Raw genomic sequence first — 18230 nt, 5'->3', positions numbered from 1 at the left:
AACGGTCAAGAAATCGATCGCCAAGAATTGTCTAACGAAGAAACCTTAGCTCCAGTAACGCAAGTCGTCAAAATCGGTACCGCTAAGCCAAACATGGTACCGAATGAAGCACCGAAAGCAGCAGTCTTAGAAGAGTTCGATTTAATTCCACTACACAATCTATTAGCGGAAGCGGATCAGATTAAAGCTCAGGCACGTTATTTCAACGATAGTCAGAGCCATCAATCTAGCTATGATACTACTTTGGTATCTGGTCAAGCGATTCTGAGCCAATCCCAAGCCAGCCAAGCAGAAGTCAACCAGCTTGTTGAACAAATCAATCAAGCCAAGGCACAGTTAAGTGGCCTTGAGGTTGTCAAAACGGCTCTTCAAAACGAATACGATTTAAATCCAAAAATTAAAACAAATGCTAAATATAAGAATGCTGATTCAGATAAGCAGACAGCTTATACTGACGAATTAGCCAAGGCAGAAGGAGTTTTGAACAATCAAACTGCCACACAAGTGCAGGTCAACCAAGCATTTGCTAGCCTGACAGCAGCCAAAGAAGCTCTAAATGGAGTACCTAAAGTCAAGCCAACAGTTTCCATTCTAAGTCTGACAGAAAATCCTGATGACAAGTCGATTACGGTTCAATACAGACTTGAAGACCAGACTCAGTCCTTCCGTTCAGCGACTGCAGAATTGTACCAGGGAGATCAGCTTGTTCGTACTCTTCCAATTACCAATTTCGCAGGAAGTCTGAAGATTGGCGACTTAGACTACTATACAGGCTATACCTTGAAAACCAAGCTTACTTATGAACTGGATAATGGCAGCTTCACAGACCTTGAAACCGATAGCCGCAATTTTGAATTGGAATACAAGAAGATTGCCTTCCGAGATATTGATTCGGTCGAGTTTTACAGAAAAGAAAACGACCAGTTTAAGCGCGTCGTGTCCATGAGCTCTATGCCTACGGATCTGTCTACCTACTTTGTCAAAGTTAAATCAAGTGAATCTAAGGAAATGCTCCTACCGGTTCACAGCATAGCGGAAAGTCATAAGGATGGTAGGGATGTCTATAAGGTGACAGTCTCTCTGCCTGAGCTGGTACAAGAAGGTGAGACAGGCTATAAGTCTGGCTATGACTTCTATATCAGTAAGGCAGTCCCTAGCCAGCAAAATGTCTACACTAGCTTTGCTGGTTTGGTAGACGCTATGAAGCAAAATATGGCTGGCAACTATGTTCTGGGAGCTGATTTGGATGCTAGCGAAGTTAGTCTGGCACCTGCGGACTATGTCTACCTCAAAGGGAACTTCACAGGCATTCTGACTGGTAGTCATAATGGTAAGCAGTACGCGATTTACAATCTGGCCAAGCCTTTATTTGAAAACCTCAAGAGTGGTTCCTCTATTTCTAATCTGGACCTGAAAGAGGTTAATATTGTAGGCACCTATGACTCAGCGGCTTTGGCTCGCAATGCAGAAAATGCTCGAATCACAGATGTTTCAGTCCAAGGTAGAGTAGAAGTAAAAGACAATGCTTCTCAAGTAGCAGGTTTGGTCGTTATTGCTAACAATACCCAAATTACCAATAGCTCCTTTACTGGAACTATCGTGTCAAATGATAAACAGGGCAAAGAATACAATGTCGGTGGTTTGGTTGCCAATCTTAAGGGAGGAAACTCCTTGATTAGCCAAAGCAGGGCAGATGTGACTATTCTAGCAGGCGCTAGAGCCGACAACCAACGCTTTGGCGGTCTGGTTGGCCGTTTGGAAAACAATGCCCGCATCAGCCGATCTTATGTAGCTGGAAAGATTCAAAACTCTACTAAGAACGGTCAGATTGGCGGAGTGGTTGGCTCCAATTACTTCAATGGCTTGATTGATAATGTCATCAGCAATGTCAGCGGTACAAATGTTTACAGTATTTCTGGCGACCAGGGATATGAGAATAACCGTATCACAGAAGCTTATGCCGTTGAAGGAAATAAAACACTGGAAAATGACAAGTTTGTCACTTCAACACTGACTCTGAACGAGGCAGAAGAGAAGCTGGCTAGCTTAGACATTACGACCACGCTGGAAGACACGAATCTCAACCTTTATTCTGTCAATTATGCTCAGGAAAAGAATGCTCGAGAAGACCGTCTGATAGCTTATGCTAACATGGAAAAACTCCTGCCATTCTACAATAAGGAAACCATTGTTGCCTACGGAAATAAACTTCCAGATAATCACAAGCTCAATACCGATTACTTGCTGGATGTTGTTCCAATGAAGGGCGACCAGGTTATCACTGATATCAATAGCAACAAGACAGCGATTAATCGCTTGATGCTGCACTTCGAGGATAATACAGTTGAATACCTGAATCTGACCTATAAGGGAGATTTCAAATATAAGGCAATTGCAGAATATACTGTAAATGGCCTAGACCTTCTTTATACACCAGAAGCCTTCCTATCAGACTATAGCAGAGTTCTCAATCAAGTGCTACCGGAATTGAACAAGGTTGTCCTTGATTCGCCAGCTATGCGGACTGTTTTAGGCATCAATGCTGACACTTCTTTGGATGATCTCTATCTGGATACGGCTTTTGACCAAGTCAAGACCAAGCTGTCACAAGAGTTACGCAAGGTACTGGCTATGGACAAGTCTATCAATACGGAAGGCAATGTTGTATCAGACTATATAGCTCAGCAAATTAAAGACAATAAAGAAGCCTTCTTACTTGGTCTAACCTATCTCAACCGTTGGTATAATATCAACTATGACAATATCAATGTCAAGGATTTATCAGCCTATAAATTTGACTTCTTTGGAAATCATAATGCTTCAACCTTAGATACCATCATTTCACTTGGTAAGTCAGGCATGAACAATCTTAAAGCTAAGAACAACTATATGGCTTATGATGCCTCACTTTCTGAAGCGACTGGTAAACGAGGACTCTTCAACTATCTGGAAGGCTATCGTCAGCTCTTCCTGCCGGACAAGAGCAATAATGAATGGCTCAAGACCAATACAAAGGCCTACATCGTTGAGGCTAAGTCCGATTTAGCAGAAGCGAGACAGCTTCAGGATGCAGCCGAAGACAAGAGTAAGTATTCTGTCGGCGTTTACGACAAAATTACTGCTGATAACTGGGAACACAAGGGCATGCTTCTGCCGCTCTTGACCATGACTGAGAAGGGTGTCTATGCTATCTCCAATATGTCTACCATCTCCATGGGGGCTTATGACCGTTATCGCCTTGATGCTAATGGCAGGGTTCGGACAGATGCAGAGCTAGCTGAATTTGTCGAAGACCGAGTGAGAAAAACAGCTGAATACCAGCGCGATCACTATGATTTCTGGTATAAGATTCTAAGCGATGAAAGCAAGGACAAGCTCTTCCGTTCTGTTCTGGTTTACGATGGATTCTCATTGGTTGACAAGAATGGTCAAAAATATTGGGCTCCAGCTAATGACAAAAAATCACTGGCTATGCAGGAATTCTTTGGACCAGCCGGCAAGTGGTATCCTAGCAAGGGCTATAATGCCTATGCTACAGGAAGTGTAACCCACTTTGATGCAGCTAAATTGTTAGAAGACTATGGTAACTCTGTCTACACGCATGAAATGACCCATAATTCTGACGGTGGCATTTACTTTGAGGGCAATGGCCGCCGCGAAGGTCTGGGAGCTGAGCTTTATGCTCGCGGACTCCTGCAGTCCACTCCAAGTGCAGATGAGGCAACCATTACACTCAATACCCTCTTCAAGGTGGACAAGGACTCTAAGACGCGCCTACACACATATAACTTCAAAGAGCGCGTTCAAAATGCAGAAGACCTGCAACACTATGTCCATGGTATGTTTGACATGATTTACACGCTGGATTACCTAGAAGGTACCTCTATGCTGAAGCAGAGCGATGATGCTAAACTCCAGTGGTTCAGAAAGATGGAGAATTACTACGTTACTGATAAGTATGGTAAGGAGACCCATGCTGGAAACCAGACGCGAAGCTTTACTGCTGAAGAAATCAAGCAGCTGAAGACCTTTAACTCCCTGATTGAAAATGATGTTATCACTCGTCGGGAGAACAAGGATAGTGGTAGATATGGACGAAATGGCTACCTCAGTCTCAGTCTCTTCTCACCAATCTATTCAGCCTTGAGCAATCCAAATGGAGCGCCGGGTGACGTTATGTTCCGCCGCACAGCCTACGAGTTACTGGCAGCCAAAGGGTACCATGAAGGATTTATTCCTTATGTATCTGGTAAGTACTCTAAGGAAGCCTTCGATGAAGGCAAGAAAACGTGGGATGGATGGTCCGGAAGAGATGTTGGTCTGGTAACGGACCAGAAAGTCTTGGAAAATGTATTCAAAGGTGAATATGACTCTTGGGTAGCCTTCAAGAAAGCTATGTATAAAGAGCGGATTGATCAGCTGACAAAGCTCAAGCCAATCACCATTGAGTACGAGCTTAGAAATCCAAACAGTACAAAGAAAGTAACCATTCGCTCTTATGCAGATATGCAAAGGCTGATGGACGCAGCAGTAGCAGAGGATGTGAGCAACATTACCAATGCAACTAGCCGTGTTGATGCTAGCTGGGTCAACCTGCTCAAGAAGAAGATTTATAATGCTTATCTTCGTGAAACAGACGACTTCAGACAATCAATCTTTAACAAATAAGCATTTTAATACTAGCTAAGGAAACTTAGCTAGTATTTTTTTACTTTATTTTTGAATTAGGATATGGTTAAATATTTTAAAGAAACAACTGTTGCGCAACAAATGTATCGGAAAGGGATGTCATGCCTCCAAAAAATAAATTCACCAAAGAAGAAATCATTGAAGCTTGTCTAGATCTTGTTCGAGAAGAGGGGAAGTCGGCTGTCACGGCACGAGCTGTTGCTGCTAGATTGAAGTCTTCACCTAAGGTCATTTTTGGTCTTTTCGATAATATGGATGAGTTGAGCAAGGCTATCGTCGTTGCTGCCGAGAAGACCTTTGTCAGACAAGTTGAAATCGCCTTGCGGGAAGAAAAAGCCTTTCGAGCTGTTGGGATTGCTTATATCAGATTTGCAGCAGAGGAACCACAGCTTTTTCAATTAATCTTTATGAATGAGTCCGAACGTGCTATTCATCAGTTTTCTGAGTTTTTACCAATCAAAGATTACAGTTATGAAAAGATGATTCTGTCCATTCAAGAGGAATATGGACTTTCAAAACAGCTATCTGAGCAACTCTATCAACATCTATTTATTTATTCTCATGGAATTGCCAGTATGACTGCCGCAGGAATTTATCGTTTTTCACCAGCAGAACTAACAGCCATGATGACACAAGTTTTCATAGCGCTTATAAAGGAATTATTAGGAGGAAATCATGATTGAACTAAAGGGAGCAAGAAAGTCCTATGGAGCTAATGAAGTTTTAAAAGGCATTGACTTGCGGATTGAAGAGCAAGATTATTTAGTGATTTTGGGAGCTTCTGGATCGGGTAAGTCGACTTTGCTAAACATTCTTTCAGGCTTGGAAAAACCAGATCAGGGTGAAATATTACATGATGGGGAAAATATTGCTTCTTTGAGTGAAACTCAACTGACAAAATTTCGCAAGGATCACATCGCTTTTATATTCCAACAATATTATTTATTACAAGAGTTGACGGTGGAGCAAAATGTTAAAATGGGAGCCCATCTTGCAAAGAATCAAGATTACCTCCCAATTATTGAAGCCATGGGTTTAAAAGAAAAACTCCATCAATATCCCAGTGAATTGTCAGGTGGTGAGCAACAGAGGGTGGCGATTGCTAGGGCACTGGCTAAGAAGCCTAAAGTACTTTTCCTTGATGAGCCGACAGGAGCTCTCGATGAGGAGGTGGGTCGCCAGATTCTCTCCTACATTGCTCAAATGAAAAAAGAGCTTGGATTTACCCTAGTAATGGTTACTCATAATGAGCATATTGCCCAGTTAGCAAACACTGTGGTGAGGGTGAATAGCGGGCAAATTCAGGACATCACAGTCAATAAAGAGCCAAAGAGCGTAGAAAAGATTGGGTGGTAGACCATGGTAATTAGTATCAGAGATTTACGGAAATTATCTGTTGTCTCCATTATCAGTTTTTGTGCAGTATTGGTCACTACTTTATTTGTCAATTTTTACCTTGATCTTCAATCTATTGAGGTTGAAAAATTATCTCTAACAGCCAAGGCTTATTACGATGCACAAGTTCTCATTGCAAAATTTGTCTCCTTGGTTAGTGGTGGAGTACTTTCTCTCCTAGCTGTTCTTCTCTTATTCTTTTATATTAAACAGTTTATTGATAATCATAAGGAAGAGTTAGGGATACTTAAAGCCCTGGGCTACCATAATTTTGAATTAGCTAAGCATTTCTGGATTTTTAGTTGTTCAGTGTTTCTGGGAGCCATACTTGGGTTCGTATCTTCATTCTTCTTTATGAAGGACTTTTATGACTTACGCAACCAAAAAGATCTCTTGCCTAATATTGAAATTCACTTTCATTGGCAATTGTTCCTCGCTATGGTCATCTTGCCGACTCTCTTATTCGCCTTATTAGGAATTGGCTATGCACTGATTAAATTGAAACAACCTAGCCTTTATTTGCTGAAGAGATTAGAGTTAGCACAAGTAAAGCAAAAGCATCACAAAACTAACGTAAATAAAGCTTTTTTGCAGGAGTTGGGAGCTGTTCATTTTTATAAAAGGAAACTATTGATTTTCTTTGTTATCTTCGCAGCATTTTCTTTTGCAGCCATGATGCAGCTTTCCCTAGGAATGAAAGACTTTATAGATGGCACAATTCAAGTCATGATGATGGGAATAGGAGTTCTTTTGTCTTTTTCTATTTTGCTCCTTTGTCTAGGCACTGTCGTCCAAGAAAATAAAGCTAGTCTGGCTCTCATGAAAGCCTTTGGCTATAGCCAAAAAGAATGTAGTCTAGTTATTCTCACTCGTTATCGTCTGGTGGCTTATCTGGGTTTTGTTTTAGGGACGGTATATCAGTATGGTCTTATGAAGTTACTACTTAAAGTTATTGTAAAAGATGCTCAGGGTGTCCCCGACTACTCATTTGATGTTCAGCTTTGCTTAATCGCCTTTTTAGCCTTTGTGATCTTATATGAACTTTTAGTCACATACTATTTCAAAGCAATTAGGCGAATGACACTCAAAGAGATTATGTTAGCTGAATAATACATAATTTCCTTTTATAAGCGAAATCCCCTTAGAGCTAAAAATTCTGGAAAAATATCTAGACTATAAAAAGTCTAGGTATTTTTTCTGCCATTTATTTCTAATATATCAATAATAATCCATCCGAGTTAGATAAAAAAACAATTTGTAACTTTTTTTGTAACGAAAGTAGACAAAGAATAGAAAAATGATAATAAAAATTGCAGTTTACAAGGCGTAAATTATAATTTTTATGTTATAATTGATATGTATATGTCATATTTGCTTATCATATACGAGTACTATCATTTTTAGTTTGGTAATAAATCTTGATTTAGAATCGGCTGAAAATGAGGGGGTAGACAGGTGATGGTGTGCCTGCCAGCATTTGTCTAAAATAAAATATAAAAAGAAGGAGGACCGCATTCAAGGTGAAACAAACTTATCATAAAGTGTCTCATGCTCTGATGACTTTGCTGCTTTTGGTATCAACCTTTCTTCCCTTGTTAAGCTCAAGTCCTAGGGTTTCTGCTGCAGAGTTAGGTGAAAGTGATTATCAGCTAACTACAGATGTCACTATTAATACTAATCCTTTAAAGGATACAGGCTACGGTGAAGGTAAATTTTACATTGCTCCGACCTATACATTTGCAGATAGCAAAGTATTAAATAATGGCGATACCATGGTTTATCGTGTTCCATCACAGTTCAAAATTGAGCGAACTTTGGAGGAAAACATAAGTGCACCGGATGGTACTGTTGTTGCCAAGTTGGTGACAGATCCTGTTACCAATACAGCGACCATTACAGTCACAAATGCTGAGTATTTTGCGAAAATGCCAGATACCAAGCGTATTCAATCTTCTTTCACAGTGGTTTGGGCTGATAATATGCCTTATGACCAAGAGCAAGAAGTTAATTTCCCAGGTGCTAGAACCTATAGGCTGAAGCGTATCAAGGTTGATGAAGAACCTCAGGGGTATTCCAAGTGGGGTGTTCAGGATTCTAAGGATCCTAACTATGTCAACTGGCGTATCCGTGTCAATCGTGATGTCCAAAATCTTGGTCAAGTTGTCATTGAGGACGCTATTCCAGAAGGCCAAGAGCTGGATGAAGATTCAGGGATTACAGGTTACTACTTTACTGAGTGGGAAGGTGCTTCTGGCACCCGTCAATCCTTTAATCCGAGCCAGATTGTGACAATCACTGACTCCAATCATTTCACAGTTAATGCTGGGGATTTGAGTGGAAGAGGTATTTATGTTATCTACCGGACACGTTTGACAGAGCCAGTTGATAAGGTGACCAAAAAAGCTTTTAACGATGTAACCGTTACGGCTAATGGACAAAAGATGCCAGATTTAGTATCACGTCCATTTGCACCTTTGACAACTCTTGATGGTGTCGGGGAAGGTACCCGTTCGGATGAAGTTATCTTCAAAGTCAAAAAGGAATTGACTGGCCGCAATTTGGCAGATGGTGAATTTACTTTTGATTTGATCAATAAGGATGACAACGACAAAGTTATTCAAACAGTAACAAACAAAGACGGTGTCGTCACCTTTAAGAAACTTCGTTTCAAAAATGAGGGAACCTTTAACTATGTCATTCGTGAGCGAGCGAGCAATCTGCCAGGTGTGACAAACGATGCCAATTCAGACATCAATGTCACTGTTACTGTAACAGATAACAATGGCGTTAAGACAGCAGCGGTTACCTACGACCGTGAGGCTTTCACCAATACATACAAGTTAGAGCCAGCGACTGCAACAATTACTGCTAAAAAAGTTCTGGATGGTAAAGCACTTGAAGCTGGTAAGTACACTTTCAAGCTGACTGAGGTTGGCGGAAATAACGTGGAACATCAAGCAACAAATGACGCCAATGGTAATATCAAGTTTCCTGAAATCACCTATGATAAAGAGGGGACTTATACCTACAAGCTGAAAGAAGTAGCTGGAAGTGAAGCTGGAGTGACATACGACAGTAAAGAACATACTGTGACTGTCACAGTGACTGAAAACAACGCTAAATTGGAAGCTGCTGTCGCAGGTAACAATCCAACATTCACCAACAGTTATAAAGACTATGGTGTCAGCTATGAGTTTCTCAGCTCTAACCCAGCCTATCCAAACCTGCCAAAAGAAGTAACTGATTTGCTTCCAGCAGATACTAATCGCTACACTAGTGGTACTAATGTAGACGCTAGGCAGCCTGCTAAAACAAGTGTTACAGTTACTGAAGGCACATGGACTTTCGAAGGCTATGCAGAAACGAATGCACAGACTGTTGCGGATAAGGACCTTAAATTTACTGGTAAATGGAATTTCACTCCAGCGCCGAAATATAAGGTGACGTATGAATTTGTAAGCGCAGATCCGAATCGCGCCTTACCAGCAGAGGTAACAGAATTGTTGCCGACTGATGCCAATGAATACACAGATGGTACTGCAGTTAAAGCGGTTCAGCCAGCTAAGGATTCTATTGAAGTAACTGGAGGTACTTGGAAATTCCTTAAATATGACGCGGATAGTAAAACTATTGCAGGCTCAGATGTCAAATTTACAGGCACATGGACATTTGAAGCTAGACGTCCACAAGGACCAACACCACCACCATCTTCTTCAGATTCGACACCACCGTCATCATCTGGTGACAAACCAGTCGGTTCGACTGATGGAACCCCAGGTAATTCATCAGATAAAGATGGAAAAGATGTTCGTGGATCAGCAACTGGCAAAAAAGTTTTGCCGAAAACTGGCAGTGAAACATCTATCTTTGCGATAGCAGCAGGATTTGCTCTGATTCTTTTATCAGCTCTTGTCTATCGTTTCAAAAAAGCTAATTAATATTAGCCAGACAAATCATCTCAGCTAGCTGAGATGATTTTTTCTTGTCTTTGTGCCTTTTTAGCTTTTCTATGAAGAAGTGTAGAAGTACGGCGATAGTAATCGAGGTGTTTTTATTGCACTTAATCATTAAAAGCCTGCTGAAAATCTATTTGCTCAGGCTTTCTTTGTGCTATAATAAAGAAAAACGATGAGGAGACATTCATGAATCAAACTGTTCAATATTTACAAGAATTAACGGCTATTCCTTCCCCAACAGGCTTTACGGCTGAGGTGGCAGACTATTTGATAAAAACGCTGGAAAGATTGGGCTATGAGCCTGTCCGGACTAATAAAGGCGGCGTCTATGTTGTGGTTAAGGGTGAAAATGATGCCCAGCATCGGGTAGTGACTGCCCATGTGGATACACTGGGGGCTATTGTTCGGGCTATTAAGTCTGACGGTCGTCTCAAGCTGGATCGGATTGGTGGTTTCCCTTGGAACATGATTGAAGGAGAAAACTGTCTAGTTCATGTGGCCAGCAGTGGCAAGACTATCAGTGGGACTATATTAGTTCACCAGACGTCTTGCCATGTTTATAAGGATGCTGGGACGGTTGAACGTAGTCAGGACAATATGGAGGTTCGTTTGGATGAAAAGGTGACGAGTGAGAAAGAAACACGTGATTTAGGAATTGAAGTTGGGGATTTTATTTCTTTTGATCCTCGTACCACAGTTACCGAGTCAGGCTTTATCAAGTCTCGTTTTCTGGATGACAAGGTCAGCGCAGCTATTTTGCTCAATCTTTTGCGCGTTTATAAAGAGGAAAATATTCAGCTACCAGTGACGATGCATTTTGCTTTCAGTGTCTTTGAAGAGGTTGGTCATGGGGCTAATTCTAGTCTGCCGGCGCAAGCGGTAGAGTATTTGGCGGTTGATATGGGGGCAATGGGTGACGATCAGCAGACGGATGAGTATACGGTTTCCATCTGTGTCAAGGATGCATCAGGACCTTATCACTATGGCTTCCGCCAGCATTTGGTAAATTTGGCTAAGGAGCAGGACATTCCTTATAAACTGGACATCTATCCATTTTACGGATCAGACGCCTCTGCAGCCATGAGTGCAGGAGCAGAAGTCAAGCATGCCCTGCTAGGAGCTGGCATCGAATCCAGCCACTCTTATGAGCGAACTCATATCGATTCAGTCGTTGCGACAGAGCGTATGGTGGATGCTTATCTAAGGAGTGGCTTGGTAAAATAGGAGAAAGATATGAATGATTTATTGGAACAGCTAATTACCCCAACTATAATAACAGCTATAGTATCAGGATTATATAGATATTTTCAAAAGAAAAAAGAAGAATATCAAAAGTATGTTTACGAAAATAAACAAAATGATTTTCAAAAGTTAGAAAATTTTTCAAATGAGCTTATAGAAGGTGGGGAAGCTAATCCAGAGTTAAAAACAATACTATTTAAAATCTCTCAGAGAATAAATCCGTACGGGCGTGAAATTAAAACGTTTGGGAAATATCAGTGGATAAAAGATGACGGGCATATATGGAACCAATTAAATCAAATAGAGGGGAAAATTAATTCTCAAGAAATAACAATTGATGATTTAAAAGAACTAGCTTATCGTATCCAAATTTCAAAGCGAATATTAGATGTAAGATTGGAACAAGCTGTCTCACCGATTAGCCCACCAAAGATATGGTTTTATTTTTTACAGTATCTAACATTGGTATTTCAATTGTTTTTGCTATTCTCTTTATATACTATTGGATTTAAGTCCTCTGAGATAAATGAGTCTTCTATTCATTTAGCATTTGCATTGTGGTTAAGTCTAATGATTTTTTTAATATTTCTAATTCCAGAATTAATTATTAATGAAAGTGATGATAGCAAATTTGAAATCTTTATAATAGTCTATACTATGGTGTTTGCCTTAGTAGATGCTTTTACTACATATTATCTGTGGAATAACTTATCTAGTGCGATAATTGTATTTGTAATTATACTCTTTTTTATGATTACACTTACTTTTTTAAAATCTATAATTTTTGGTGATAGTGAGATAGGTAAAATTTCTACGATCTATATTGAAGAGTATAGGGAACTACAAGAATCTAAATCAAATAAAAAACGTTTTAAAGACTACTTCAGAAAATACAAATTCTTTTTCGACAAAGAGAAGTAAAAAAAGAAAATAATGATACATAAAAAATCAAAGTAATCCAAAAACGAGAGGGAAATATTTTTCCTTCTCGCTTTTGAATGTATTGATTACCTGACACTCCAGGCACTAACTGATTTTTCCTCCACAGGAAATTCTCCCCAGCCTTGGTCGTCAATGGTTACGATTTGGGAGCTGTTGCCTAGATAGTCGCTGAATTCTCTGCCAGCCCATTCTGAACCGACAAGCATGGATTTGCTGGCTGCTTGGTCATTACTGATAAGGACAGCGATTGGCTGACCATCGTCCTTACCTTGGCGGGTCCAGCCGATACAGTTGGCATCGTCGAAGTAGTCGTTCTGCTCGCCATAGGCAAGATTGAGGCGGATGTCTAGGAGCTTATCTAGCACATCCTGAAAACTTTCTTGAGCAAATTCTCCGCTAATGCCATAGTAGTCTCCGTAAAAGACGCAGGGCAATCCAGCCTCTCGCAAAAGTATAAGAGCATAGGCAGCTGGTTTGAACCATTCTTCAACTGTAGACTCTAAAGCCTGACCTCTCTGAGTATCGTGATTGTCTACAAAGGTCACAGCTGATTCGGGGTGATTTTTTGCAAGTGTTTGGTCAAAAATAGTTCGTAGGTCATAGTCTGCTCCAGATTTGCTGGCATCAAATAAATTATGATGAAGTTTAACATCGACTAGATCAAAGCGGTAGTCAATATTTTCTAGATAATCGTTATTGGCCTTCTCATCGCTATTCCAAAATTCCCCAAAGACATAGAAATCTTCACCGTATTTTTCAGTAATATCGCGGATGAAATTCTTCATAAAGAAAGAATCGATGTGCTTGACAGCATCTAAGCGAAATCCATGTACACCAGTGCTTTCAATGAACCAATGAGCCCAGTCGTAGAGATTTCGGATGACTTCAGGGTGCTTGAAATCAATATCCGCATACATGAGATAGTCGTAGTTACCATTCTCGTTGTCCACTAGCTCATCATCTGCCCAACCTTTATTGTCCCCTTGGATGAGAAAAATGCCTGACTTGTTGTTTTTGGCATCGTAGTCAGTGCCAGTGAAGTGGTACCAGTGCCATTCAAAGTCATTATAGGCTTTTTTGCGGCCTGGGAAGACAAACTTAGTCCAGCCTTTAATTTCGAAAGGTTCTGATAAGACCTTTGTGCGGTCGTTAGGATCAACTTCAACAACAGTAAAACGCTCTTTGTAATCTGCTGCGGCCTTGTGATTGAGAACAACATCAGCAATAGCTTCGATACCGTTCTGGCTAAGTGCTTCAATCGCTCGGAGATATTCTTCTTTCAATCCATACTTTGTGCGGACGGTCCCTTTTTGGTCGAATTCTCCCAAATCAAAAAGGTCGTATACACCATAGCCGACATCATTAGAGCCCGTTCCTTTGAAAGCTGGCGGCATCCAGACTTTGCGAATTCCTTTCGCTGCTAAGTTTGGTGCATCTTCCGTCAAGCGATTCCAATGCTGACCGTCATCTGGCAGATACCATTCAAAATACTGCATTAAAGTTTGGTTTTCCATATAAATTTTCCTCTTCATTCTCACTGATTGGCTTCATTGTACCAAAAGAAGCAGAAAGGCGCAATCGTTTGTGTTTTTCACTATCATAAACACTTAGCTCTTTTATAATTTGAAAAATCTTTTTAAAATTGAACATGAAACATTTTTAGCCGAGACAAAAAGCCGTAAAAAGAGTATACTAATCTGTATAGAAATCGGTAAAGGAGCTCTCTTATGATTGAATTTAAAGATGTCACTAAAGTTTATGAAGGAACGGTAGCTCTCAATCAGCTGAATCTGACCTTGCAGAGCGGAGAAATCGTCGGTCTGATTGGTCACAATGGCGCCGGAAAATCTACTACCATTAAGTCATTGGTCAGCGTTATTAATCCTAGCAGTGGACAGATTTTTGTGGATGGGAAAGAATTGTCCGCTAATCGCTTGGAAATCAAGAAAAAAATCGGCTATGTAGCTGACTCACCAGATCTATTTTTGCGCCTGACTGCCAATGAGTTCTGGGAACTGGTAGCGACTTCTTACGATATGACAAATGCAGAAGTCGAAGAGCGGTTGGGAAATCTGCTCCATATTTTCGACTTTGGCTCTCATCGGTATGAGGTCATTGATTCATTTTCTCATGGGATGAGGCAAAAAGTCTTCGTCATAGCGGCACTTTTGTCTGATCCGGATATTTGGGTTCTGGATGAGCCGCTGACAGGTCTTGATCCGCAGGCAGCTTTTGACCTCAAGCAGATGATGCGGGAGCATGCAGATAAAGGAAATACAGTTCTCTTTTCAACCCACGTCTTGGAAGTTGCAGAGCAGCTCTGTGATAAGGTGGCCATTCTCAAAAAAGGGAAATTGATTTTCTACGGAACGATTGAAGAACTAAAAGGCCAACATCCAGAACAGTCTCTTGAAACAATTTATCTTGGTCTAGCTGGCCGTAGAGAAGAGGTGAGTCCTGATGCGCATTAAAGCTATAAAAAAACTTGTTGATATCAACATCCTCTACGCTATTCAGCCGTCTCAGCTGCAGCAGTACCGCAAGATGCAAGCTAAGAATCCTGAGCGCAAGGTCAATGTATCGCTGAAGGCCATCCGCATGTATATGATTTTAGGACTGGTCTATCTCTTTCTTTTCGGTTTGATGGGCTCCCTGAACCAACTGGTTGGCAATCCGGGCCTCTTTGCCAATTTGGTTTCCGCTTTTGCTCTCTTTTCTATGTCTCAAGGCTTTCTGGTTTTTTACAATGTCTTTTATGAAAGCAAGGACTTGCAGTCTTACCGTCCCTATGCTTTTAGCGAAGCAGAAATCATTGTCGGCAAAAGCATTTCGGTTATCCTGACCTTGCTGATTGCCATTCTGCCTATGTTCAGTTATTTCTTGGTTTTGGCTTTTCAAGGTGGTAATCCTTTCTTGGGCCTGCCCTTGGCTCTGCTTGCTATTCTGATTTTAAGTTCGGTCATCACCTTTCTGATTTTGATTGCCGTCCACTTTATTACCAAGACAGCATTTTTCAGAAAGTACAAGACCATCCTGTCCAATGTCATTTTGGCTCTTGTTTCCGTCGGATCCTTCTTCCTCTATTTTATGATTAATCAAATGAACAGCAGAAGCGTTGTAAATCGTACAGAGGTCAAAGCTTTCTTTCCGCCAGTTCAAGCCTTTTATGATTTTATCCTTCATCCTTTTCATACAGCTTCCTTGCTGGGATTTTTGGGATGGGTGGCAGTTGCGGCTCTTCTATTTTTCATCGTAAAGACCAAGGTGATTCCAGAATTTTATGAGGCAGCTCTCATGACTGGCTCCTCAGTAGGTAAGCGGGAGCGCGTGCATGACATCAATATTGCGGAAGCAAAAAATCTCAAAAAGTTTGTCTGGCGCTACAATATCAGGCTCTTGAGCGAGGGTTCTGTCATTATGCAGGCCATCTTTATGTCGGCCTTTATCCCTTACATTGTCATTTTCAGTATGGGAATGGGTATGATACAAGGCGGCCTGTCTTTGACTTCTTATCTGGGACCGCGCTTTCTCTTGCCAATGATGGCCCTGGCTGTTTTGATTGCAACACTAAACTCAGGTGGCAGCAACCTTACGGCTATTGGGATTTCTCTGGAAAGGGAAAATTTTGATTATCTCAAGGTTCTCCCCTTTGATTTGAAGCAATATATTCGTCTGAAGTTTTGGCAGCTCTTTGCCGTCCAGTCTATCCTGCCTTTGACCTTGCTTTTGATAACCAGTCTTGTTTCTGGTATGCATCCAGTGACTTTCTTGGGCATGGTGATTGTTTGGGCCTTGATTAGTCTAATGTGGAGTTCTTGGGGTTACTACCGAGACTACAAGCATCTCGTGACTAATTGGTCCAATGTCACAGAATTAATGAGTCGAGATAACAATATGGTGAAAACTCTCCTGGCTATCGCCCTGATTTTAGGAATGGTGATTGTCATTACTCTTCTCTTCTTTATATCCAATATTCTTGCGCCTCTGGTAATTTATATGATAGTAGCTCTAGTTCTAGTAGGCTTAGCTGTGTTGTCTTACATAGTCCACAAACACTACATGAAAAAGCTGAATGAAGAGTTAGCAGTATTTTATTAAATAAGCATCAGGAAGTCGAAAGACTTTCTGATTTTTTGACTGTAAAAATAACAGCTCTGTACATTTGCAGAGCTGTTATTTGTTTTTCTTTATTTTTTCTACATCCAGTGGCATGAAAGTTGCCATGACTCGGCCGATGAGTTTAGGTTCTTCCTCATGCGGGATAAACTTATCGCTGTATTTTTTATTAAGGGAAATCAGACGAATACCGGATGGATCGTTGAAGACCCTTTTTATAATGGTTTGGCCGTCATAGTCAATAGCATAGATAGCGCCAGCAAGCTCGAAATGAGTCTGCTTGATTAGCGCTACGGAATCTCTCGGATACTTGGGCTCTAACGAGTCAGTTCGTACCCAAAGGGCAATATCGTAGTCGATTTCTCTGTCCAGCCAGACCAAATCAGCCTGTTCTGGTTTATGCTGAGAGAGGTAGTAGTTTTCATAGACCAAGTAGGGGAAGTAGTCGTCCTTTAAGCTGGCATGTGTTTCTTGTTCAGTCAGGCTAGCTTCCAGCAACTTTAATCCTTGTTCCTGTCTGTCTTGGTTAAGTTGTTGATAAATACGATTTAATTCGGGGAACTGTTGAGGGATGTCAGCTATTAGTCGGTAACGAGGGTCAATTTCTTCAACCTCTACCTCAAAAAATCTTGCAATCTTTTCTAGATTTGCTGCAATAGGCAGAGATGTCCCTTTGATATAGCCAGTTAGTGTACTAGCAGGAATGCCTGTTTCACGAGATAGTTCGACTTGTTTTTTACCTGTTTCCTTGAGAAGTTCTTTAAGTTTTTTCGAAATGAGAAGACTTGCTTCCTTGTCTTGGGGGCTTGCTGCGCCTCGTCCTCTGGCCATAATATCAACTCCTTTACTTGGTTTTATTATAGCGAATTAAATCGAAAAAGTAAAGGGTTAGGTCAATTATTTGAGCCTAATCCTTTACTTTTTTAGATACTTGTATTAAATTTCGTAGCCCATTAAGATTCCGCCTTCCTCAGCGTAGAAGCTGCAGAGTCCTGAAGTTGGCACCGTTTCGATTTGAGCTTGGGGATACTTTTCTTGCACCAGTTGACTAAATTGCTGGCAGAACTTCTCGTTATTGCGGTGAGCGATGATGAGTCGGCCACCCTTGTAACCAGCTTTGAGTAGCTCTTCGATTGCAGAAGCAAGGGCTTTTTTGGGACCTCGTGCCTTTTGCAGAAGCTCTAGCGTGCCAGTCTGGCTAGCTTCACCGACCATACGGATATTGAGCAAGCCGACCACGGTTCCCAGAAGTTTGCTTAGTCGGCCGTTTTTGACCAAGTTATCTACCTTTGCCAGAACGAAGAGAAGCTTAGTTTTCTCTTGATAGCGATTAATGACTTCAACGACTTCATCAAAGCTGAGATCTTGCTGGATGAGTTCATTGAGTTTAGTCACAAGTAAGTCCACCTCGCCGCCAGCAGAAAGACTATCAATGACATGAATCTGTGCGTCAGGATGTTCTTCCAAAAAGATTTTTTTAGCAACCTGTGCACTATTATTGCTGCCAGATAGAGTTCCAGTGATAGTCACCACAAAGATCTTGTCAGCTCCCTCAAAGCTTTTGAGATAGTCATCTGGACTAGGGCAGGCAGACTTTGAAGCAGCAGAAGAAGCATACATCTTCTCCATCATCAGGTCAATATCGAGCTGCTTATCATCTACAAAGATTTCATTTTCCACTTGGATGGTCAAGGGAACACTTTCAAATTGGGTGTCTTTGGCCAAGTTTGCCATTTCACGAAAGTCACAGCCAGAGTCAGCTATAATTTTCCAAGTCATATTTTTCTCCTTTTTTGTCAAGTATGTACAATAAAAAAATTGACAAAAAACCTGTCTTTTTTTAAAATTATAACATGAAGAATGCTTACTAGAAAGCGGAAACTGTCAGCT

The 18230-nt window shown here is 41.0% G+C and carries 12 protein-coding genes; 9 read left to right on the top strand and 3 right to left on the bottom strand.

All coding sequences use genetic code 11. The features are described from left to right. The 7 genes from O3620_RS10495 to O3620_RS10465 form a co-directional block, all read left to right on the top strand. Positions 1 to 4668 (top strand): ZmpA/ZmpB/ZmpC family metallo-endopeptidase (locus O3620_RS10495; RefSeq protein WP_371601718.1); only part of this gene is annotated, 4668 nt, incomplete at its 5' end. Positions 4669 to 4790: 122 nt separating this feature from the next. Next, positions 4791 to 5372, top strand: a complete 582-nt coding sequence (locus tag O3620_RS10490; RefSeq protein ID WP_371601717.1) for a WHG domain-containing protein — start codon at positions 4791 to 4793, stop codon at positions 5370 to 5372. Next, positions 5365 to 6045 (top strand): ABC transporter ATP-binding protein, encoded by a 681-nt coding sequence (locus tag O3620_RS10485; RefSeq protein ID WP_371601716.1) that lies wholly within the window; start codon positions 5365 to 5367, stop codon positions 6043 to 6045. Before O3620_RS10490 ends, O3620_RS10485 begins: the two co-directional genes overlap by 8 nt. 3 nt (positions 6046 to 6048) lie before the next feature. Further along, on the top strand, positions 6049 to 7194 hold the full coding sequence (locus O3620_RS10480; RefSeq protein ID WP_371601715.1) for an FtsX-like permease family protein: 1146 nt from the start codon (positions 6049 to 6051) through the stop codon (positions 7192 to 7194). Positions 7195 to 7604: 410 nt separating this feature from the next. Further along, complete coding sequence (locus O3620_RS10475; protein WP_371601714.1) at positions 7605 to 10022, top strand: SHIRT domain-containing protein; 2418 nt, start codon at positions 7605 to 7607, stop codon at positions 10020 to 10022. Between the two features lie 204 nt (positions 10023 to 10226). Then, positions 10227 to 11264, top strand: a complete 1038-nt coding sequence (locus O3620_RS10470) for a M42 family metallopeptidase (protein WP_371601713.1) — start codon at positions 10227 to 10229, stop codon at positions 11262 to 11264. A 9-nt stretch (positions 11265 to 11273) separates the two neighbouring features. After that, positions 11274 to 12203, top strand: coding sequence for a hypothetical protein (locus O3620_RS10465; protein ID WP_371601712.1), 930 nt, complete (start codon positions 11274 to 11276; stop codon positions 12201 to 12203). A gap of 86 nt (positions 12204 to 12289) precedes the next feature. Here the strand turns inward: O3620_RS10465 and O3620_RS10460 are convergent, their stop codons facing one another. Then, positions 12290 to 13756 (bottom strand): alpha-amylase, encoded by a 1467-nt coding sequence (locus O3620_RS10460; RefSeq protein ID WP_080559183.1) that lies wholly within the window; start codon positions 13754 to 13756, stop codon positions 12290 to 12292. A gap of 195 nt (positions 13757 to 13951) precedes the next feature. Between O3620_RS10460 and O3620_RS10455 the strand changes: the two genes are divergently transcribed. Then, positions 13952 to 14695, top strand: coding sequence for an ABC transporter ATP-binding protein (locus tag O3620_RS10455; RefSeq protein WP_002915365.1), 744 nt, complete (start codon positions 13952 to 13954; stop codon positions 14693 to 14695). Beyond that, positions 14685 to 16322: a hypothetical protein gene (locus O3620_RS10450; RefSeq protein ID WP_371601711.1), complete on the top strand. Its 1638-nt coding sequence runs from the start codon at positions 14685 to 14687 to the stop codon at positions 16320 to 16322. Before O3620_RS10455 ends, O3620_RS10450 begins: the two co-directional genes overlap by 11 nt. 75 nt (positions 16323 to 16397) lie before the next feature. Here the strand turns inward: O3620_RS10450 and O3620_RS10445 are convergent, their stop codons facing one another. Together O3620_RS10445 and O3620_RS10440 are read right to left on the bottom strand one after the other, a co-directional pair. After that, the gene (locus O3620_RS10445) at positions 16398 to 17171 is read right to left on the bottom strand and encodes an XRE family transcriptional regulator (protein WP_002919136.1); all 774 of its coding nucleotides are present in this window, start codon (positions 17169 to 17171) and stop codon (positions 16398 to 16400) included. Positions 17172 to 17276: 105 nt separating this feature from the next. After that, positions 17277 to 18119 (bottom strand): DegV family protein, encoded by an 843-nt coding sequence (locus tag O3620_RS10440; RefSeq protein WP_002919135.1) that lies wholly within the window; start codon positions 18117 to 18119, stop codon positions 17277 to 17279. Positions 18120 to 18230 lie beyond the last annotated feature (111 nt).

The organism is Streptococcus sp. 27098_8_134, from assembly GCF_041431675.1.
GTDB lineage: Bacteria > Bacillota > Bacilli > Lactobacillales > Streptococcaceae > Streptococcus > Streptococcus sanguinis_R.
This window is presented reverse-complemented; position numbering and strand designations above follow the sequence as displayed.